Here is a 22,872-nt window from a genome sequence, read left to right as displayed (position 1 = left end):
CCCTCCTTTTTTAAAGTTAATTATTCATCTGCAGCTTTTTCTACTTCTTTATCAGTTGCAGGAACTTCAACAAATTCAGCATCAGAGGCTACGCCACCAACTGTATTTCCTTGCTTAGCATCAAGAATTGCATCTGCAATACAGCGAACATAAATATCTACTGCACGCATAGAATCATCATTGCCTGGAATGACATAGTCAATATTGTCAGGGCTGTTGTTAGTATCTACTACACCTATAACAGGTATTTTTAAACGACGAGCTTCTTCAACAGCGATGTGCTCAAAGCCAACATCCACTACGAAAAGCGCATCAGGTAAACCACCCATATCTTCAATACCACCAAGACCACGCTCTAATTTTTCCAACTCTCTGGTTAGCATCAATGCTTCTTTCTTGATCATCATACTAAATGCGCCCTTATCACGCATTTCTTTCAACTCTTTTAAGCGGAAAATAGATTGACGAACTGTTTTCCAGTTAGTCAACATACCACCTAGCCAACGATGATCAACATAAGGCATACCACAACGTTTTGCATGCTCACGAATGCTGTCTTGGGCTGCTCTTTTGGTACCCACAAATAAAATCTTTGCTTTATTTGATGCTAGACGACCAACGTAATTTACAACGTCATTTAGCATAGGTAATGTTTTCTCTAAATTGATAATATGAATTTTATTTCTTGAACCAAAAATGTACTGAGACATTTTAGGATTCCAAAAACGGGTCCTATGGCCAAAATGGGCGCCCGCTTCTAATAGTTCACGCATACTAACGTTCATTTAATTTCTCCAGGGTTAAGCCTCCACGCTTCCCATACGGTACCCTTAATTTATGGGACCCCACCATATGTGACGAAACGTGTGTGTCGTTAAAAAGCGCCGTATTTATACCACAACACAGCTTTATCAGCAACGTTATTGACTTTAATTAATTTTTTTTTACTATAAACACACTTGGTTTTAAGGAAAAAATTAAAATCAGAGTCTATAATCGTTGCTGGAAGTCTCTAAATAACTATTAACTAAGGATAGTAAAATGAAAAAAATATCGCTAGTTGCTCTGGTTTTATCTTTCATTGTGGGGCAGACAGTTTTTGCTGCCACGGCAAGCCAGGATGTTTTATCCTCATCAACAAGCCCAACTATGTCTGATAAAGCACCAGGTTGTGGTTGTGGTGTGCGTATGAAGGAAATGATGAGCTCTTTAAATTTGGATGCGACTCAGCAATCCAAAATAAAAGCCATCAAAGATCAACTGAAACAAAGTCAGAAAGCAAATTGGGAACAAATGAAATCAATTCGCTCTCAAATTCATGAATTAGTTACAGCTGATACGCTAGACAAATCTAAGCTAGACAGTTTGATCGATAAAAAGAAAGAGCTATTAGGACAAATGATGAAAGCTAAGATTACAGCTAAACAAGAAATCTATAGCGTTCTCAATACAAACCAAAAGACACAATTTAAACAAATGATGAAACAATGGGAAGAAAAACGCATGAATCATCAGTGCTAATCTGTGTCAGGTTATAGGCACAACATTTTCTCTATTCCTGTTGCACTTGGCTACTACCCGCAGTGCAACAGGAAACATAGTAAGTTTTATAATCACCTGTTATTTAACTTCCTTTCAAAGGATGACTTGAATCAGTGACTTCATCATCATTATTTTTAATGAGGTCAAGTTGTCTATCAAATATTTCAGTGAATTGTTCACGGTTAATTCTATTACTAAGAAATGACAAGCCAAGAGTCTTGATTTTTTTTCGTTAGACTAATAAAGGCTTCCTTTAGAGCAGATGCTGCATCGCTTTCACCTTGTAAAACAAGCTCAATACTTTTATAACCCGCGTAATAATGCTGCAGATATTCAAGGTCTTCTTCATAACTGCGGGATGGTTCATTAAAAACCTCCCTGGCTAATTTTTTAATAGCACCAACTACACTTTCTTGATTAGCGTTTGCCGTATCAATTTCAAGCTCAGTTATTTGGTCAATTAATTGACGTAATTCTTTATTAGGTATAGGGGCAGGAAAATATAAATAATTCTCATCCGCTTCCATGAACCATTTTGGCTCCAAGAGAGGCTAAGTATGTTTTTAAAAGTTTGAACAAGCCTCCTTGCTGGGTTTCCCTGAATAAATCGGCAGATTTTTTATCCTCTCCTCTAGCCCAAGTATTTAGGATATCCCTTTGCTCCTGCAATTTTAAACTATTTAACTGCTCAATATTATAATTTTTCATGTACTCTACAGCCATGTCCTTGATAGCTTCCGCTGTAGGCGCTACAAATACGGATGGATGAGCTCTATTAAGGGTCTCAACAAGGAGACTCCTTGCTCCTCCTAGACACGAAGGAGAAAATTTACCCTCCCGATAATAGACAGTTACAATTTCATAAAATTTTTCAAGAAGAGCCTGCTTTCTTAATCATTAATATTTTCTGGCTTTGCCGATGCGGGGCATCCTTCAGCAAGGCGCGAACTATCATTAGCTCCCAACCAGACTAATACTAAAATATCTCGCATCATTAAGTTTGAAGGGATGTGTTTAATATCAGTACTATCACTACAAACAAATTCAAAGTCTTTTTTATATAAGGCAGCTTTTCCTCAGTAAATAATTTTCTTTGCCCTGCACTTTGAATAAATTTTTAAATTTCTTGCTTTACTGTTTCAAAAGACAGCCAACCCGTTTTTTGATAATAAAGATTATTGATAAATCAACGCTTCTTTCAACGGGAGGCAAATGAACATTCTGTGGATTTTGGGCAAACGCGACCTCATCATCAAGCCCAACAAATTCATTTTCATCTAATTGATCTTGGGGAAGAGCAACGGTTGTGTGATGAACATCAGCTCTCACTGGCTCAACAGCCCTCTTGCGCCCGTATTTTGCAAAGCAGCTATAATTTCTTGATTAGGAGTAAATGCAGGTGGGTGGTAAAAAACCCAATATATGCAACATCTAAAGCGGTTCCTCTAATACCCATGATAGTTGATAATTAATATCAATTGCAGCACTACCATCTGCATTTCTAAGGTCTAGTATAGTACGAACAATATGTACATCATCGCTTAGTACAGCTTGAATTAGAAAAAGCCCATTACTTCCTACCCCATTATTAACATTTAAATCTATAACAGTATTTCCATCTCTTGAATAAATCGTTAAAAATAAATCAATGATTTCGTAACCAGCCTAAGAAGATAATGGGATAGGAAACTTAAGAGACGCTGTAAGTCTACTTAATGTCTATAAGAGCCCAGTACGGATCAAACTATTTCGGAAACATTGTTAATATCAGAGCGGGGTAAACCATTAACATCACGATCAGCAAGAATAGTTCTAACTAACTCAACTTGTCCTTCATCGATAGCCTCTTTTAAAGCTAAATTTATTTATGGCATATAAATCAATTTAGAAACAGGATGAGTGTATTCCACCACAAAGTCCATTTAAATCAATTAGCGTGCAATTAAAACATAAACATTATTGGGCACGCAACCAAAAGATAAATTCTCATTACACACTCCTTTCATGCAACAAACAGCGAGTGAAACATAATTTGACATAATGAGCAAATTCACTACTCTTTGATCATATACTTTATTTTTACGAAGATTGCCATGCCTCTTAAAGATGCCATAAATAATGCAGATAAGGTTTTAGTTGTTGGTTATTCACCTACTGGAGGCGGCCATACTGGAAGAACTTTTAGTATCATTGAGCAGGCCCTTAAAGATGGGCATTTGCATACAAATGATGCTGTAATTTTTCATTGCCCCCCAAAATGGGAAAATATTGATAGACCTGAACTCAATCGAATCACAAATATATTGCAGGAAAAAGGCATACAAGTTGTATTTAGTGTTGCTGATAAATCCGTGTATGGGTATTTAAAGAAAGACGGCTCTTCAGATGATGCAAAAATTTTAGACCGGTTTGCACATTATCCCGAGCGAAGTAAAAATCAAAACAGCGATATTATTGAGTGCGGTGCATTGTGGCCTTCAAGTCAAACTGAAAACCAATCTAATCTATTACCTACACAGTTTATTTATAGTGAAGTGATGCCTGACCTCACCATTTCAGCTAAACATTTGATGCAATCTTTATCCAAAGAACTTCAAAATAAAAATGATAAAATCTATGTTCTTACGGATATGGATCCTTATTTACAAAAAGCAGCAATTGAAGTCGGTGTTCCTCCACAGCACTGCCTAGATCAACAAAATCACGCCATTTTGCTTCATGATGAAAAGAATTTTTTAGGTAGTTATGCTCTCTTGGCAAAAGTACTTTCTGCAAGTGGCGGAAAAATTTCTCATATGGAATTGGGAGATAAAAATACCTTATCCACCGTGGAAGATTTAATGAGCAAGCTCGGTATTTCTAAAGACACAAGCAAGGAGCAAGCAAAAAAACTAGTCATTGATGTTTTGCATTGTAATGGCGCTCGAATTGACCTGAAAAAAGAGTACAGTTCAACAAAAGCAGGGGTTATGTGGCCTGAGAATTTAAAGCCACAAGATGTGAAACAAGTAGTCTATATTTATGCTCATGCAAGCACTCCAGCAATTGGCGAACATATCCGCAAAAAAATTGAGAGTAACGACCCTAATTATACAAACAAAGTATTTTTATTTTGCGGCCAAGGAGCAATACAAGGGAAAAATTACAATGCCATGCATATGGCTTATATCGCTGAAGCCGATGGAATAACAACTGCAGGTGCAGGAACAACTGGAGAATTTACTTATCTACACACAAAAGCAAATGATAATTCACGTTTGTTGGTTCTACCAATTCATGGACATAATGAACAAAAAGCCAATGCTCAATTTATTGCAAATAAATTTGAGCAGAATGTCTTATACGAAGAGAAAAAGGATGTGCTTGCTCTAGTAGATCAATTAGTAAATCTTCCATTAATTCCTGAACCAAGCCCCGATAAGAGCAAAATGGATGTATTTTTTAAAGCAATTACTGACAAAGAGACTTATTCCAAACAAGCATCTGAGATTTTATTTGAGAATGTGCAACATACGCAGTCCGAGACACTCAATGAAGCAGAAAAAGCCATGCGTAAAGATCCTGGACTTAGAGTTAATCGACGTTATATTAAAGCCGTTTTTCAATTGCTTAGTCAGATTGAGGAGAAGGACGTTAAATTTCCGGTTAAAATTCAAATAAAACAAGATAGCCCTCCTAAGGTATTTAGAAATATTGATGAGATAGTTGAATTCTTTCAAAAAGATGAAGAGCTAATGAAAACATTAGAAACACGCTCCAACTTAGAAGAAACCAAAGCCCCTGAGTTTGTATTGCGTGATAAAGTAGTCACCTTCTTCCAAAAGTGCCCAACTCTTTCCTCTGAAGAGAAATATAAAGAAGCTGAAGCTCTCAAAGAAGAATTCGGCTCAGATATGACGACTGGATTTTGAGATAGCATGTCGCTTACCCAAAGATAACTTATGACAATTGCCCCGCATAAATTTCAAATTAAAATCTATTGAATTTCTTGAAGAAACTATGCGGAATTTTTTCGCAAATGCTGGGTCCCTTCACTTATTTCAAGCTAGGAACTGAGCTACATAGTGCTGAATTACACCTTGTGAATCTTCTTTCTTTTTGTGATTCATCCTATTTTCCTTGGCCTCTTTTACAAAATTACAGACTGCAATTAGATCTAGTAGTAACCGAGGAGCAGCTGCACTCCACGAGATCCCTACTTTCCATGAGCCTGTGTTGCGCGCACTAGCCCGCCACGATGCTCCCTTATATATGGCAAAATGTGTACCTAAATTAGCATCAAGTTTCCCGTCTGAAACAAGAGATTCTTCTTTATTCATTTGATAATTGTATACTGTGAATCCACGTTTGAACTCATCTAATTGAATAAGAGGTAACGTAAATGGACGGTTTAACTCACACAGACGCTGCAGTACCCATATTTCATAACCTTGGGCTTTTCCAACTTCCTTACGCCAATAGTCATCAGCCTTATTCCACTGGCCATTCTGGAGAGCCTCATCGTAAAGCCTAATACAAGTCCGATAAGCATTAATAAGCCGAAATTCAGTTCGACTATCTTGGTATTTTATCCCATTACATTCATAGCAAATTCCTTTTCGCTTTAATGTATGTCGTAGGATTTGGGCAATTAATTGGTGCTCCTCATCATTTGAACGGCGGCTGCTATTATTTTCCATGGCCGCAAAGGAAGCCTTGAATTTATCGAAAGCGATCTGTTCAAATTCGGAATTGATTTCGGGTGTGATAAGAGTAACCATTTGGGTTTCGCGATTAGCATAGTAGAAATTTATGATACCGCTTGAATCTTCGTAATAAATAATCCCATCTTTATTTTCAAGCAAGGGAAATATTAACTCTATTGTCTGATTCGATAAAACATATTGTGTTTTAAATTCAGTAATACCATTGAAATTCTGATTTGCTATCAATTCAGGGTCATCTTTCATTTTGACCAAATCCGCACCACCAATATCCAGCTCCGCCTCTTGCTCAATACGTTTTTTTTCCAGATGTTTGGGGACTAAGGGTAGGATTTTCTTCTTCATCTCATCATCACAGAGAAACGTTATGAGCTGATAAGGCGAAACATTATAAAAAAAGCGATCACGAAGGTCTTTTATATCTGCTTTCTCGAATAATAGGTGAGTCGTTGTTGGAGTTAAAAGCTTTACTAATTGATCTGGATCTCCTTGTACAACGTGAGACAGAAATGTAGTGCAAACTTTAATTTTATTTAAAAAAGGTTGAAATAGTTGGTTATTGAATTTTGATGTGCGTGTTAGATTAGCAATTGTTGCCACTGGCAAATATCGAACTAATTCTTGTGCAAAGTCTTTATAAAACCTTGTCATATTCACCCTCTGTAATTAAAAAACCTTAAATTGTACTTCTAGATTAAAATAAATTCAATAAAATTTATTATTACACATGTGAGTGATTAATTAATCATTAGCCTCGCCAGCTTAACCCCCTTATCACCCTTGTATTTTGCAAAATAGCTATAATTCCCTTATTGGGAATAAAAATGCAGGTGGATGGATGAAAGTAAGACTCCATCCATTAGATTACTAAATGTCCAATTCCTATAGGATATCTGTGCTAAACAATTTTTCTTTTTGCACAAAGATAGGATGCATCTATCATCGCTATTATTGGATATGCAACCAAGATAATTTTTATTACATATTAAAATGTTCTTAATTTTATTCGACGAGAAGAATGCTTGTGCTACTATTATATTTTTGCGGATTAAACCATGGCAGTAACAATTAAAACCCCTGAAGAAATTGAGAAAATGCGTGTTGCAGGCAAGCTTGCAGCGGAAGTTTTGGAAATGATCGGCCCCTATGTTAAAGAAGGGGTTAGTACTGATGAATTAAATACAATTTGCCATAATTATATTGTGAATGAACAAAAAGCTATTCCCGCCCCCTTAAATTATAACGGTTTTCCCAAATCTATTTGCACATCCATTAATCACGTGGTTTGTCATGGTATCCCAAGTAAAAAAGTATTAAAGGACGGAGATATTATTAACATTGATGTGACAGTGATTAAAGATGAATACCATGGCGACACAAGCAAAATGTTTTTTGTTGGAACTCCGTCGGTGAAGGCCAAACATGTTGTAAATATTGCCCATGACTGCTTGTGGATTGGTATTAATATGGTAAAACCAGGAGTTCGTTTAGGTGATATAGGCCATGCTATTCAGCAGCATGCAGAAAAAAACCGTTGCTCAGTAGTTCGTGAGTACTGTGGGCATGGAATTGGCCGCATTTTTCATGAGGATCCTCAAGTTCTTCACTATGGCACACCTGGCACTGGGGAAATCTTAAAACCTGGCATGACCTTTACCATTGAGCCAATGGTTAACGTCGGCAAGCATCATACGCGCCTATTGCCCGATAATTGGACTGTTGTTACAAAGGATCATAGTCTTTCAGCACAGTGGGAACATACTTTGCTGGTAACTGAAGATGGGGTTGAAATTTTAACCTTACGTAATGAAGAACGATAATCAAGTATTAAAACAATCAATCAAACAGTTCAAGGAAGAGCTGTGCAATGAATTTCGTCAAAAAGCCAGCATTACTACAATCACTAATAAACTTGTTAACTTTATTGATGACGTGCTCCTCACGCTATTTCACCAAAACAAATTACACCTTGGTAATAAATTTTGCTTGTTAGCCCTTGGCGGTTATGGGCGCCGCGAACTGCAACTCCATTCTGACATTGATTTACTTTTGCTGCACACTGAAACAATTTCAAAAACTCACTCTCAACGTGCCCAAGCCTTTATTCAAAATTGTTGGGATATTGGATTAGATATCAGCCATCAAATAACCAGTGTGGATGCCTGTGCGGATCTCGCTAGTCAAGACTTAAGTGTAATTTCAAGCATCCTTGATATGCATTTGGTTGCTGGTCGCGGCGCATTAATGGAAGAGCTAGCCTACAAGACGCATTCATTGCATATGTGGCCCAGCAAAGATTATTTTTTTGCCAAAAAACAAGAACAATACCAGCGTTATGCAAAGTACGGAGAAACTGCTTATAATCTTGAGCCCAATGTAAAAAATGGGCCAGGAGGGTTAAGAGATCTTCATATTTTATTAAACATTTGTAAACGTCATTTCGGTATTAATAAATTAGCTGAAGTCATTGGTAGCGGCTTTATTACTGATAAAGAATATGAAGAGCTTATATTATGTCAGCATTTCTTATGGCGAGTTCGCTTTGCCCTTCACATGTTTGCAGGAAAGGACGAAGAGCGATTATTGTTTGACCATCAAGTTAAATTAGCCAATCTGTTTGGTTTTGCTGATAAAACTCACTCCTTAGCCATTGAACAATTTATGAAAGCGTATTTTAAAATAATAAAACGCATTCGAGAGCTTAATGAAATGCTACTGCAGTGGTTTGCTGAAGCTATTGTTTACCATCAAAAACAGAAAATTATTTCCCTTGATAATAATTTTCAATTGGCCAATTACTACATTGAAGCTAAACACTCCCAAATTTTTACTCAAAAGCCCCTGGCTTTACTGGAGCTATTTTTATGGATTGCTAAATGTCCTAACATTGAAGGGGTCCGTGCCAGCACTATTCGCCTAATCCGCCAGAATCTTTATTTATTTAATAAAAAATTTCGTACATCCAAAGCTGCCACCGACTGTTTTCTTAATATCTTCAAAACGGCCGAAGATCCCTATGAACCTTTGCACCACATGAATCGCTATGGAATCCTAAGCCATTATCTTGATTGTTTTGCAGCAGTTACAGGACAGATGCAATACGATTTATTTCATGTTTATACCGTTGATCAACATACACTGTTCGTTATTCGTAATCTTGCTCGTTTCCTAAAAATCGAATATGCCGAACAATTTCCCTTAGCAGCTCAGTTAATGCCCTCTATTAAACAACGTGAAATTCTGTATTTAGCAGCCCTCTTTCATGACATAGCTAAAGGGCGAGGAGGCGATCACTCCGAATTGGGTGCAGAAGAAGCAGACCAATTCGCCCATCGTCATGGCTTAAACAATAACGAAAGAGAATTGCTGGTTTGGTTAGTACGAAACCATTTGCTGATGTCGCAAACCGCACAACGGCAAGATATTTATGATCCCAAAACAATTCAGCAATTTTGTTCACTTTTACCTCAAGCAGAATTTCTGGATTATCTTTATTTACTTACTGTCGCAGACATTTGTGCCACAAATCAAAAACTCTGGAATACCTGGAGAGACTCCTTGTTAAAAGAGTTATACCGTGGGGCAAAGTTGGCAATGCAGGAAAAGGATTTGCTTGATGAGGCAGCCGTCGTTAGCCTACGCAAAAATCAAGCCATGAAGATTTTACTTAAGAAAGGCTTTTCTCAAGAAAACATTGAGAAGTTGTGGGCTAATTTTAAAAAAAGATATTTTCTGCACGAGCCAGCCGAGATTATTGCAAAACATACTCAAGCCATTATTAATTGCAAAGAATACCCACTCGTACTCATCATGCCTCACCACAGTCAAGGAGGCACGGAAGTATTTATTTATATGCCTCACAGCGATGAACGATTCACCATCACCACAACTGTCTTAAGCAATCACTATGCGACAATTCAAGAGGCCACTATTTTAACTTGTGATAATAATTATGATTTAGATACCTATATCATTCTCGATGAACAACATCAGGCTTTCTTTGATAAGAACCGTAGTGCTGCAATTCAAAAGGCCCTGACTGAACAATTAGCCAATGTGAAAGAGCTACCCACTATTATAAGACGTAGAATTTCGCGCACCCAAGCCCATTTTAATTTAAGGCCACAAATAAATTTTAGCGAAGATAACCAACTTCATCATACCAGGTTATTTTTAATTACTTCTGACCGTCCAGGGCTACTTGCTAGCATCAGTCGTGTTTTTTTAACTCAGAATATTAGTCTTCATAATGCAAAAATTGCGACTTTTGGCGAACGTGTCGAAGATATGTTTTTTATAACAACAAAGGCTGGAAACCCCTTAAATAAGGAAGAGAAAGAAAGCTTAAAGCAAATGTTAACTCATGAATTGTTTGATGTGAGTTCAATTACTCTCTTGTAGAGCTCACTTTAACGACGCTCTTTAAAGAAGTCTGCCAATAAGTGAGCACAATTTTCTTGCATAACCCCTTCATCAATGTGTACTTGATGATTTAAGGGGTAGCCTTGTAACAAGTTATACACTGATCCTGCCGCTCCTGCTTTAAAGTCACGTGTTGCAAAGACTAAACGCTTTATACGAGCATGAACAAGAGCCCCGGCACACATCACACAGGGTTCTAAAGTCACATATAAAGTAGTATCTATTAATCGATAGTTCTGAATTTGTGTTGCTGCCTTTCTAATAGCAATTAATTCAGCATGAGCGCAAGGATCATTATTTTGTAACACTTGATTCCAGCCATATCCTAATAAATTATTATCCGTATCGATTAGAACAGCTCCTACTGGTACTTCACCTTGCTCTTTTGCCTTTACTGCAAGCTCATAAGCCTTGGTCATCCAAAAAGAATCATTAGACTTCTTTCCAAACTCTACTGGGAATTGCTTCATCGATACTCAAATCCTCAAGTATGTGCGTGTACACTCCGATCCTATACGCCAAATCTCCTCGCTATTCTGCGAGTTTGGAAAGAAGTTTATTTACTCCCATTCGATAGTCGCTGGCGGTTTGCCGGAAATGTCGTAAGTTACGCGAGACACATAAGCCACTTCATTAATAATACGATTAGAAACATTTGCTAAAAAGTCCCAGGGCAAGTGAGCCCAATGAGCTGTCATGAAATCGACTGTTTCGACCGCTCGAAGACAAATAACATAATCATAACGACGACCATCACCCATCACTCCAACGCTTTTAATAGGTAGAAAAACAGCAAAAGCTTGGCTAACTTTTTGATATAATCCCGTTTCTTTTAATTCCTCAATAAAAATAGCATCTGCTTGACGCAAAATATCCGCATATTCTTTCTTAACTTCACCTAAAATACGCACACCAAGGCCAGGCCCAGGAAACGGATGGCGATATACCATATCGTAAGGTAAACCAAGCTCTAAACCTATTTTTCGTACCTCATCCTTAAATAATTCGCGAATAGGTTCTAATAACTTTAACTTTAAAGTTTCAGGCAAACCACCTACATTATGATGGGATTTAATGACCATCGACGCGCCATTGTTTTTTGTAGCAGCGGATTCAATAACATCCGGATAAATTGTACCTTGAGCTAGCCATTTCACATTTGGAAGGCGTTGTGCTTCCTCATCAAAGACTTCAATAAATGTATGACCAATGACTTTTCGCTTCTTTTCAGGACAATCGATCCCTTCTAAAGCTTTTAAAAATTTTTCTCCTGCATCAACCGCAATAATACGTATCCCAAGATGCTCACCAAACATGGTCATGACTTGTTCTTTTTCGTTGAGTCGTAACAAACCAGTATCAACGAATACACATACTAATTGTTCTCCAATAGCTTTGTGTAACAATGCAGCCACCACTGAAGAATCTACGCCACCAGAAAGTCCAAGCAAAACTTGTTCTTTACCAACTTGTTGGCGAATGGCTGCTATTGCTTGCTCAATGATATTATCAGCAGTCCAATTTGCTTCAGCCTGGCAAATATCAATTACAAAACGTTGTAAAATACGTAATCCTTGTAAGGTATGTGTGACTTCAGGATGAAACTGCAAACCATACCAATGTCGTGACTTATGTGCCATGCCAGCGATAGGAGCATTACGTGTTTCACAGATTATTTCAAAATCAGGAGGCAAACGAGTTACTTTATCTCCATGACTCATCCACACATCTAATAAAGCATCACCATCAACTGTAGTACGATCTTCAATACTTTCTAGCAAGGGGCTATGACTATGCAACCGCAGTTCGGCATAACCAAATTCGCGAATATTAGAAGACTGTACCTCGCCTCCTAATTGCACTGCCATGGTTTGCATGCCATAGCAAATACCAAGTAGAGGTAAATCTGACTTAAACAGCCATTCAGGTGCCCTAGGGTTAGCCTCTAGGGTAACGGTAGAAGGCCCCCCGGATAAAACAACACCACAGGGTTTTAAAGCTTGTAATGCTTCAGAATTGATATTATAGGGATGAATTTCACAATAAACCCCCATTTCTCTTACTCTTCTTGCAATTAACTGCGTATACTGTGAACCAAAATCAAGAATAACGAGCGGCTTCTGTTTAATATTTCTCATAATTAATTGTCAATTTGGTAATTGGGAGCTTGCTTGGTAATGCTTACATCATGTACGTGTGATTCACGCATACCAGCACTTGTTACTTGGACAAATTGGGCATTGTCATGCAACATTTCTATAGTTTTGCACCCCGTATACCCCATACAAGAACGCAAACCACCCATCAATTGATGAATAATCGTCTGTACAGGACCTTTATAGGGAACGCGGCCTTCTATTCCCTCTGGCACCAATTTATCACTCCCTTGACTTGCATCCTGGAAATACCTATCGCTAGAACCTTGCGCCTGTGACATAGCACCGATGGATCCCATACCACGATAGTTTTTATAAGTTCGCCCCTGATAAAGTTCAATTTCACCAGGTGACTCCTCAGTACCAGCAAACATACTACCTAACATCACGGTATTGGCTCCCGCGGCTAATGCTTTGCAAACATCGCCCGAAAAACGAATACCCCCATCAGCAATAACAGGAACTCGTCCTTTAAGACCTTCAGCAACATTAGCAATCGCTGTAATTTGAGGCACCCCAACACCAGTAACAATACGAGTGGTGCAAATGGAACCAGGACCGATACCTACTTTAACAGCATCAACACCTGCTTCAACCAAATCAAGAGCTGCAGCCGCCGTTGCAATATTACCACCAATAATTTGAACATCTGGAAAGTGTTTTTTTATCCAAATAACACGATTTAATACCCCTTGGGAATGTCCGTGAGCAGTATCTACAACAAGAACGTCAGCACCAGCTTCAACCAATGCAGCAACTCTCTCATCTGTACCTTCGCCAACTCCGACCGCAGCTCCCACCCGTAATTGTTCGGAACTATCCTTACATGCGAAAGGATTTTCTTTGGCTTTTTGAATATCTTTGACTGTAATTAAACCGCGGAGATGAAAAGCATCATTAACAACAAGCAATTTTTCAATACGATGCTTATGCAATAAACTGCGAACTTCTTCCCTTCCAGCCCCCTCTTTAACGGTTACCAAACGTTCCTTAGGAGTCATAACGGCTTGTACTGACAATGACAAATTAGTTTCAAACCGAATATCTCTACTCGTAACAATACCAACTAGTAAATCGCCGTCAACAACGGGCATACCGGAAAAATTATGCTTTGCCATAACATCAAGCAACTCTTTAACCGTGATATGAGGTGATACAGAAATAGGGTCTTTAACCATACCACTCTCAAATTTTTTCACTTTTCGCACTTCTTCTGCTTGAGCGCTAATACTCATATTTTTATGAATAATTCCTATCCCGCCCTCTTGTGCCAAAGCAATAGCTAACCGAGCTTCCGTAACTGTATCCATTGCTGCGGAGAGTATTGGGATATTTAATTCAATTTCACGAGTGAGGCTAGTTTTTAAAAAAACCTCTTTTGGTAAAACTGTCGAGTGGGCTGGAACCAACAACACATCATCAAAGGTCAATGCTTGTTGCACAATTGAAAGTGACATACCACACTCCTTGAAATTAAATTAACCGAACATTATACAAACATTATAGAAAATGGCAAATAATTGGTCACAAAATGAGCATATTTACTCTACCCCTTAAGACTTGGTTAATTTTAAATCCAGCAGTACGAGATTTACTGTGTCAGGTGCCGCCATCAGGCTGCCTGGTGAGGAGGAATCTCTCTATCTTATTAGTCTCAACTTGTACAAGCTTGGTTACAGAAAAGGTCTGTAAGCCAATGCGCCCGTCTTAATTGATTTTCAAGAAACATATCGGTATTAACGGCTTCATCAGAATCGTCATATAACCAATGCAGCATGGTTGACAGATAAATAGCAGTTAAACCAGTTTCTTCAATAGCTCGTCGCAGATATACAGCAGAACGTTGCGCCGCCTCTCGCCACCATTGAACAGTTCTGCTAATACGAAGAAGAGCAAATGCATGCATATGAAAATGACCCGGTTCCAACTGTGCCCAGATCATCTCTCTTGCAACTTTACGATGCTGCTGGATATTTTTAAACCATGACCGGAGTAATATTGATAAACGAGCTTCTGAATCAAGCTTAAGTATTTCAGGTTGTGCTCCTAGAGCAAGCATTACTCTATCAGCACGATCAAAAAAAGCATCAACCAAATCATTCTTTTCCCGAAAATGAGAATGAATCGTTGTCAGTTCAACTTTGAGGTGATTTGCGATATCAAATAATCTTAGCCTCTCCCAAGAACTTTTTTCAGCTAAATAAAGACCAGCGTCTACAATTTTTTCGGCGGTTAAAGGCGAGGCTCTCATGATGCAATCCTTTATATTTCTCCTTATGTCTATAGATAATTATAATATAGCTTGGCTTATGACGAAATTATCATGATGAGCAGGGATTATTAATAATTATTGCCTTACAAGGGAGCTTAAATATGCCCCCCTTAGTTTAAGACTAAAATCCCTACCTTATTTAAGAGTATTCAGCGGTAAGAGAAGTTATCGGCTGCTCTGAATCCGCGGTAGAAACAGAAAAGAAACCCGCAGGATTATTTCCAGGCATTGCAAAAGCGGTAGCATCCATAGCTTTACCCTGCTTGATGCGAACACCTCCATTATTAAGTACTGGAGCAACAATTGCCCCCCCATCCACTGTCATTAGTACAGGCATATGATCGTTAATTAAGTCCACCATAATACTCGCTAATGCTTGAGGAATCTTACTCTTCATATGATGAAGAGCCAATTCAGCACTATCCTGAATAGGATCAGAATGTTCTAACGCATTACGCAAACCAATCATCATTGGCAAACGTTTATTTAAGACTGGATCTATAAGATTTAATACTTCTCGTGAAGCCAGCTCATTCGCTATAGAGATGATTTGTGCGATAAGGTAAGAAGTGCTTAATAAAAGCTCAATGTCTTTTGAGAGAACTGTTTCCAGTATTTCCTTTTTCAGTAGAGGCGTTCTTTTAAGAAGCTCAGACTCCACCAATAGTTGCTCCAAGACTCCCATGCGATTTTTTAAACGGTCGACAAGACTACTGACAGAAACTTTATCATCTTTGGTTTCACCAGCCCCTATTTTTAGCTCCTCAAATAATTTCAAACCAAATTTTTCTATGGTTGGATATTTCGTTGCCATAATACTTCTTATCGTTGCTTCTTGCTTCCGCCTTCGGGTAGCACTCTCCAATACCGCCGCATTCTTTGCTACTTTTTTAGCATCTTTATATACACTTTCAGCTTTACTTAAGAGTTTCATTATTGGTCTTTTATCTCTTGGCGACAAAGTATCTAATAGTCCATCAGACTTAATCGTTATAAACGGCACTTGTCCCCTTAACATTTTTACTACATCCCCCATAAAACCAGGACGTATTGGTTTTATTGCTGTTAGAACTGTTTTTATATCATCCTCATTTAGAAGTGCTTGATTTGGAGCATAGGGCGTATCATTAAAGGAAAGTGGTATTTCATAATATTTCTTTACAGCCTGCCAATATTCACTCACTGGTTTTTCCCATGTTGAAAAACCTGATGATATAGTTGGCCACTTCGGAAAATGGCTTTGTCTTTGGGCTATCACGCCATAAAGCTCTTGTTTGAAGATAACAAATTCAGCTTGAAGTGAATCAATTACATCCTGCTCCCGCTCTAGCATTTCTATAACAGCAAATGATCGAAGATCTTCCACATGGGAAAAACCATTACGAAGGTTTGTCAACATATCGGGGCTTATATAATCAACGGATTTCAGATGATTACCCCAACTGCGTGTTGTAAAAACCTCACCAACTAGTTCCATAGTTCGTAAAAATGCTAACCTCCCTTTCAGACTATTACTAAATGATGAGGAATGCAGCAGTTGTTGTAATTGAACAATAGGCGTTATGGATTCCATGTCGCCGACAGGCTCTGCCAAAATAGTAGGAATACTTAAGTCATTTGGAAGTAATGCTAATAAGCGAAGAAAATGAATTGAGTGTTTGCTATACCACAAAAGAGGACGAAAATTAGGCAAATCCTCGATAGGCAATATTTGACAAGCTTCCCGCCCAGCAAATCGATTTTCAAGGGAAATAAAAAAGGTCTGCAATACTCTTAGATCATTTTTTATAATATCCAGCATTGCTGTTTTAACAATACAAATGTCTTCCCGCAATGCTTTATAATACTCACTTATCCCTAGTATGTTTTTATCTTCATCGCCTTCATAGTGAAAGCTTAGGGGTAATCCTCCGCTCTCATTTACTTTCGTAATGTTATCATCAGGTATAAATAGAGAGCCACAAAACTCAAGTAAATACCAGGAATTGGTACCCCAAGGCAAAAATTCTAATAATTTGGCACGCTCTTCACGTGAAAATTGATGGATAGTTTCAAAGACCATACGGATAGCAATCTTTGCATCATCCATAAAAATGTCATCCAAAACTGTAGAAATTTGTGTTGATGAAATTAAATCTAAAATTCTAGTTACACTGTTATCTTCATAGCTTAGTTTCGTACCAAGAAGGTGATTGATAATAGCAAGTCTAAACTGCTTGTCTGCGTGCGTTGGCTGCAAGATACTCTGATTGAGCGCAAACACAAAAGGCTTGTTATGAGACTCATAGTACTTGAAAATAAATTGCAAAAGCTGATTAATCCAGGCAATCTGCTCTGGGAAACTACGTGTAGAAATTTTTTTATGATCCAAGCCTAATTGTTCGAATTCTTTTAAATATTCTTGGCTACAAATAAAGGGGCGAAAAAATTTATCCATATTTTCATCGCTCTTATACTCCCCGGCCTGTTTTAATTGTTTGATTACTTCCAGTTGTTTTCTCGCCTGCAAATGTTGAGGATTTAAGGCTGCAACAACGGTAAAAGCCATAAAACCTTCAGGGTATTCTTTTAACTTTAAGTGAGCTAATCCCTTATTGTACCAAGCTTCATCATATACTGGTTCAATGCTAATAGCCTCATTAAATTTTTGCAGCGCTTTTTTAATAGATTTCTCTTTTCTCCTCTTTAAAAAGGTCTTTCCTTGTTTATTCAGACTAATCGCAACTTCTTTCATACCTACGCCTATTTTGTAGATGGGACATTTAAAATGCACATCCTTTGTCAAATAAAACAATAATTTATCATTGCGATTATTTTTTGTCTAATTATATTTTATATAGACATAGCGATTAAATTGAAATCAAAATTTATACTTTGAGTACATAACCATGCACTTTTCGAATATGAACTAAAGAAATTTTATTAGCAACAAGTCTGTGTATTTTGTTTAAATTGCTCCCATTTTATAATTATCTCTTCTTCATCCCAATTTTTTATTTGACTGAAAAAAATTGTCCATTGGCTATCTAGAGCATGTTTATCTTTGACCTTAGTCCGGTATTGAACATAGCTTTCCTGTAAAGTCCACTTAGCTTGCCTTTCCTTCTTGCCTGCTTCTATAGCTGCTAAATTACGCGCTTCTGCAGCCTTTTCATGGGTAAAAATGCGGGGACGATGACTCATAGGATCTTTTTCTGTATCTGTAACATATTCTATTGATTTATCTAAATCCTCACTGCAATAAATTTCATAAACCAAACCAAATTGACCATTACGTGCAATACGTCCAGACTTTTGAAAAGTCACACGGCCTAAGCTTGGTTTAGCTAAAATACCCACATCAATACCATTAAAATTAGTGCCACGACTACCAGCCGCTGTGGTTAAAGTAATCATCTTTGACTCTTTAGCTCTTGCTATAACCGTTGACTCTGGAGGGCGGAAACTTTGCGTAGCATTTTTTTCATCATGAGTATCATCTAAAATTTGAATTGCCCTTGTATTAATACCCTGTTCAACGAGATATTTAAAAAATTCATCGCATTCATTAACGGTATTTAAAAAGATAACGCATGATTGGCCTTCGTTTTGAATGTTTTGGATAGCTTCTAATAATTTCTGTTGATGAGTTGCTTTTGTTGAGGCATAAATTGGCGGAAAGCGATAAACACGATTGTATTCTGGATAGGGATCTTGTCCTTCTAATCTTGCTTTAAGCGGCCAGTTTGATTTTGAATCAAGTGGTCTGACTGCTCGAGGCATCACAACACTCAGATTAGTATCAATGACTTCCTCTATTTTTTTGCGAATAGCTGCATCACCCAAAGTAGCAGTTAAACCATTTCGTAATTTATAGCGGTTTTTCAGGTAAAGTGCGACATCAGCCTCTGCCAAAACCTGAGTAGTGCCGGGAATGACAATATCCTTATCTCGTTGTTTTTCCCATGCGGCAATACATTGATGCACACCAGCTCCCCATTGAGATATCTCATCAACCCGACCCGTTGTGTCTTTATGGATAATACGGACCACTTTTCTTGGGATTGTAGCAACCTGGGACTCTTGCTTTATTATTAAATCATCATCTTCAATAACATAATGGGTCTTCGCGATAAGCTGCATTGCAGAAATGGCCGCACTAACATATTTATCTAACTCATCATTATTTGCACAAATCTTTTTGTAGAATTGATTATCTGCAAGTTGTTTATTCAAATTTTCGCGAACGAATTGACGTTGAGAAACCTTATCTTGCAATTCCGGCTTTTTAGGCAACTGTTCCCTAACAGCAGCATTTAAAGCAACTAAAAAGGCCTCTAAAGCCTCATCAGCCTCTTCGCTGCCTTGCGACACTTGCATAGTCGTATTTGCATTAATATCGACAGCAACATTATCGACTTCATCAACAACGGCTTCATCCGCTTGTCTATGCCCTGGTAATTTTTCCTCATCAGCAAATTGCGCCAGAAGATCATTGATGACAGCAGAAGGCGCATCAATATATAGAATATCAGCATCTAAAATTAATTGAGTCATATCCTCCTTTTTGGCCACTTTAATCCCAAAATAATTGGACAGTTTTTTAATCTCATCCGCAGCCTCTAAAGCAAGAGACTCATTGTGTGTGAGTACATCCACTTTTTTTCCATTCAGCACTTTTAAGAGGGCAATCATTTGAATAATGAGCGTTTTACCTTCACTGGTATCAACTTGCAGTATGCTACTTTGCTTTAGAGCAATTAAAATTGCCATTAACTGCTCTAATCGAAGCCATTCACCTTGTGGAGGATTGGCCTTTGATTCAGCGCAGGTCAAACGGCAATGTGTTTCACGCAAGATAGCAATTTGTTTTTCAAGAGAATAATTTCGTGCAGATTTTATTTCTGCTTCAAGCTCACTTTCAGACAAATTCGCGTATTCTAAAGCGAGGTCATTAATAGCTTGTATGGATACTAATAATTCTTCTGCTAATTTCTCAGGCAGGTTTAATGTACTTAGTAATGTTTGAATATGATCAAGTGAATAAAGCCTCTCCGCTTGGAATATATGCAATCTTTGATTAATAAATGCTTCCGGGGTATAACTTGCTTTATCTGCAACATTTTCTTGGGATTTCGGAGCCAATCTTGAAGGTAATGACAAAGCATATTTTTTAAGCTCTTCCCAATTTTTTTGTAACGCCTCATCCATAATATCTAAATATTGGCGACCATTAAAATTCCAATTTTCCCAGCAGTTTAAAGGCGTATTAGTCAAATCCTCCCATTTTTTTACAGCTTGCCCTACACAATTCGGATCGACTTGAGAAGCGATATATCGTAAGTACATGGTACGGAAATAAACCTGCGGAGGCATTGAGGCTGAAGAAGAATACCCGTATTGAACTCGACTAAATTCCTCTTTGGGAATCACAGTTGGGATATTATGATCAAAGTAATGTTCATAACCGAATAACATCGACTCATGGATAAAGGCATAGCCTGCTCTTAATTGTGCCTTTGCCGTGGTAAAATCTCTGGGTATTGCTGTTGCATATTTAGCTTGAAGCTGCTGTGCCGCCGTATTTTTACCTCCTCCGGACAAACTAATACAATCCAGAATATGCTTAAGGTGAATAAATCCACCCAAATTTGAAAGTCCTGCATGCCCAGACTCCCATGTCGAAATCTCTACCCCTAAAACTTGGAAATAATCAAAGAAATAAAATAATCCTTTACTAATCTCAGAAAAATTATGATGGTGATGTCGACCATATTCTATATGCCGCAACCACCGCAATTGATTTTCATCAAATAGTGTGAAGCGTTTTAACGCATCAAGCTGTGCTTCACTAGAAAACTCTTTACCATTCTTCAAGTCTTTTAAGTAATTGAGTATAAATTCGTGTAGATAGGATTCAGTAGTTTCAATCCTGTATTTATACTCATCCTCTTTATCCGTTTCCTCAACTGATATCCCTAAGGCGATAAAGCTTTCTGCTTGCTCTTTATTGAGTAGCCTAGAGGACTTTGAAAAGTTCATCTTTGAAAATTTTTCCAAAATATCAATAAATTCGGCTAAATAATTATCTACCTTTGTCAATGAAGTATCCGAAGGTAACGGATAAATGCTTTCGACCATCAACTTTAAGGCTCGAAAAGCATAAGCGTTTGTTCTACAGCGTTTAGTCTCCTGACCAAACGCAAACGTATCCGTATCTTTATCTAGAACATCTAAGAAATCCAATTGTCTCTGTTTAAGCTGAATGCCTCTTTCATTGATAGTTTTTAATAACTCTGCTTTTGTTGTAAAACAACTTTGATCATTTTCTTCAGCATGAAATTCCGAAGTCGGATTATGAACATCCAATCGAACTGCAGCATCCTTAAGTGTTGCTAACTGGTATTGCCTGTATTTTTCATGATATTTCAAGGTAAAAGTATCACCATCCTTATCTTTGTCGAGAAAGAAACCCAATGGGAATGACTCAAAGTCAAAAGTTGAATGGTCTGCCCTTACATGGCCTTTGGCCCTCAGTATCATTTCTAAGGCAGTATTACTAATAAATAACTTATGCGACCTCTTTTGGTCAAACGAATAACTCCATGGCTCTTTTTGTGATTGCCTCCATTCTTGATTGCATGCATCATCGAGTATCTCTAACCATTTTAGAGAAGCTTCATATTTCAACTCTTTTAAACGGCTTGAAGCCGTACTTACATCATGTAGATTAGAATTATCAACCCATTTTTGTGCCTCCTGTACACGTCTCAAATCTGTTGTGGTACTAGTATGAACTTGTTGCTCTTGTTGTACCAAATGCTGATGTTGGTGAGAAAGATCCACTTGTTGATGCAAGGAAAGCTTAGTCAACCAAACTTGCATATGTGGAGGTACGACACTTGCCGAGGAATGCTCTTCTTTTTGCTCCTGTCCAACAAATCCTGTGTCTATCCCAAGCTTAGCCATCCGGTTTAAAATAATCTGTGGTGAACTTAATAACTTGGTAACGGAGTATTTTTCACGGATAGAAGGCGTATTCTTCAATCCTGAGGTGGGCTCATTTGGAATATCTCTAGGTATATTATCTCTTTGATCAGGCTCTATTCCTTCATGTTCTCTTAAATGTAAAAATAATTTCTGATCATCAAAATCGTCACTGTTAAAATCCCATTGCAAATCGACTTTAGCAATAAGCCAGCTGATTAGACGGTGATACCAGCTGAATTCAATATTTTCTTCGGATTGTCCAGGTACTGTGGACTTTTTTTGTAGCGCCCATGCTTCTAGCGTATTTTTGTAATAACTTTGCGACTCACATAAATATTTCGCACGGTAATTTCTGCCGCGAATAATTTTTTGATACCAGGAGGGTTGACGTGAAGTGGTCAATAGCTGGTCAGAGGCTTCAATTCCAAATGCAACTATTGATTCACCATTAGTAAATTTATACTTCCAACAATTAGCAGTGAACTGTTGGTGATTGGTTATTGCTAACCATCGTTTCAATGCATTTTTATTCGGTTCAAGATCATTTAACAAAGCAGACTTGATGTTAGCTTCTGTTATTTTTCTGAGTAAATAAGCAATCGCAGTTTTCATTACAACCTAATTAGTTCCCCACAACCAAGCAACATTTTACCATATGCCAAAATGCAGCTGAAATAAAAATATAATTTCTGTAAAATTTATGACCTTCGCTCTACTTAATGAAACATCTCCAAAAACCCCAAATATGCATCATTCTTCTGCAATTATTAAAAATTATCTTCATGCCGAAACTTGAATAAATAGATTT

General features: G+C 37.7%; 15 protein-coding genes. 4 read left to right on the top strand and 11 right to left on the bottom strand.

Going from position 1 to position 22,872, the window contains the following annotated elements; all coding sequences use genetic code 11:
- Positions 1-20: 20 nt before the first annotated feature.
- On the bottom strand, positions 21-785 hold the full coding sequence (gene rpsB / locus Lbru_RS02325; RefSeq protein ID WP_058440574.1) for a 30S ribosomal protein S2: 765 nt from the start codon (positions 783-785) through the stop codon (positions 21-23).
- A gap of 256 nt (positions 786-1,041) precedes the next feature.
- Between rpsB and Lbru_RS02320 the strand changes: the two genes are divergently transcribed.
- Positions 1,042-1,521, top strand: a complete 480-nt coding sequence (locus tag Lbru_RS02320) for a Spy/CpxP family protein refolding chaperone (protein ID WP_058440573.1) — start codon at positions 1,042-1,044, stop codon at positions 1,519-1,521.
- 215 nt (positions 1,522-1,736) lie between these two features.
- Here Lbru_RS02320 and Lbru_RS02315 read toward each other — a convergent pair whose 3' ends face one another.
- From Lbru_RS02315 to Lbru_RS02305, 3 genes are all read right to left on the bottom strand, one after another.
- Positions 1,737-2,069 carry a hypothetical protein gene (locus tag Lbru_RS02315; RefSeq protein ID WP_058440572.1) on the bottom strand — a complete coding sequence of 111 codons (333 nt, stop codon included), beginning with the start codon at positions 2,067-2,069 and terminating at the stop codon, positions 1,737-1,739.
- A complete protein-coding gene (locus Lbru_RS02310) occupies positions 2,056-2,250 on the bottom strand; it encodes a hypothetical protein (protein WP_058440571.1) in 195 nt (64 codons plus the stop codon). Before Lbru_RS02310 ends, Lbru_RS02315 begins: the two co-directional genes overlap by 14 nt.
- A gap of 423 nt (positions 2,251-2,673) precedes the next feature.
- Positions 2,674-2,871 (bottom strand): hypothetical protein, encoded by a 198-nt coding sequence (locus Lbru_RS02305; protein ID WP_058440570.1) that lies wholly within the window; start codon positions 2,869-2,871, stop codon positions 2,674-2,676.
- A gap of 764 nt (positions 2,872-3,635) precedes the next feature.
- Here Lbru_RS02305 and Lbru_RS02300 point away from each other — a divergent pair.
- On the top strand, positions 3,636-5,453 hold the full coding sequence (locus Lbru_RS02300) for a glycosyltransferase family protein (protein WP_058440569.1): 1,818 nt from the start codon (positions 3,636-3,638) through the stop codon (positions 5,451-5,453).
- A 129-nt stretch (positions 5,454-5,582) separates the two neighbouring features.
- On the opposite strand, the gene Lbru_RS02295 is transcribed toward Lbru_RS02300, so the two are convergent.
- Positions 5,583-6,896 (bottom strand): hypothetical protein, encoded by a 1,314-nt coding sequence (locus Lbru_RS02295; RefSeq protein WP_058440568.1) that lies wholly within the window; start codon positions 6,894-6,896, stop codon positions 5,583-5,585.
- Positions 6,897-7,300: 404 nt separating this feature from the next.
- Between Lbru_RS02295 and map the strand changes: the two genes are divergently transcribed.
- Positions 7,301-8,065, top strand: coding sequence for a type I methionyl aminopeptidase (gene map, locus Lbru_RS02290; protein ID WP_058440567.1), 765 nt, complete (start codon positions 7,301-7,303; stop codon positions 8,063-8,065).
- Positions 8,052-10,646, top strand: coding sequence for a [protein-PII] uridylyltransferase (gene glnD, locus Lbru_RS02285; protein ID WP_058440566.1), 2,595 nt, complete (start codon positions 8,052-8,054; stop codon positions 10,644-10,646). Before map ends, glnD begins: the two co-directional genes overlap by 14 nt.
- Before the next feature lie 8 nt (positions 10,647-10,654).
- Here the strand turns inward: glnD and tadA are convergent, their stop codons facing one another.
- The 6 genes from tadA to Lbru_RS02255 all read right to left on the bottom strand — a co-directional run bounded on the left by tadA (position 10,655) and on the right by Lbru_RS02255 (position 22,676).
- Complete coding sequence (gene tadA / locus Lbru_RS02280) at positions 10,655-11,137, bottom strand: tRNA adenosine(34) deaminase TadA (protein ID WP_058440565.1); 483 nt, start codon at positions 11,135-11,137, stop codon at positions 10,655-10,657.
- A 90-nt stretch (positions 11,138-11,227) separates the two neighbouring features.
- Positions 11,228-12,805: a glutamine-hydrolyzing GMP synthase gene (guaA, locus tag Lbru_RS02275; RefSeq protein ID WP_058440564.1), complete on the bottom strand. Its 1,578-nt coding sequence runs from the start codon at positions 12,803-12,805 to the stop codon at positions 11,228-11,230.
- 2 nt (positions 12,806-12,807) lie between these two features.
- Positions 12,808-14,280: an IMP dehydrogenase gene (gene guaB / locus Lbru_RS02270; protein WP_058440563.1), complete on the bottom strand. Its 1,473-nt coding sequence runs from the start codon at positions 14,278-14,280 to the stop codon at positions 12,808-12,810.
- A gap of 197 nt (positions 14,281-14,477) precedes the next feature.
- Complete coding sequence (locus tag Lbru_RS02265; RefSeq protein WP_058440562.1) at positions 14,478-15,074, bottom strand: ubiquinone biosynthesis protein COQ9; 597 nt, start codon at positions 15,072-15,074, stop codon at positions 14,478-14,480.
- Between the two features lie 160 nt (positions 15,075-15,234).
- The gene (locus Lbru_RS02260) at positions 15,235-17,829 is read right to left on the bottom strand and encodes a tetratricopeptide repeat protein (protein ID WP_058440561.1); all 2,595 of its coding nucleotides are present in this window, start codon (positions 17,827-17,829) and stop codon (positions 15,235-15,237) included.
- A gap of 188 nt (positions 17,830-18,017) precedes the next feature.
- Positions 18,018-22,676, bottom strand: a complete 4,659-nt coding sequence (locus tag Lbru_RS02255) for a helicase-related protein (RefSeq protein ID WP_058440560.1) — start codon at positions 22,674-22,676, stop codon at positions 18,018-18,020.
- Positions 22,677-22,872: the final 196 nt, after the last annotated feature.

Origin of the sequence: Legionella brunensis (genome assembly GCF_001467025.1) — a bacterium.
In the GTDB taxonomy this organism is placed as follows: domain Bacteria; phylum Pseudomonadota; class Gammaproteobacteria; order Legionellales; family Legionellaceae; genus Tatlockia; species Tatlockia brunensis.
This window is presented reverse-complemented; position numbering and strand designations above follow the sequence as displayed.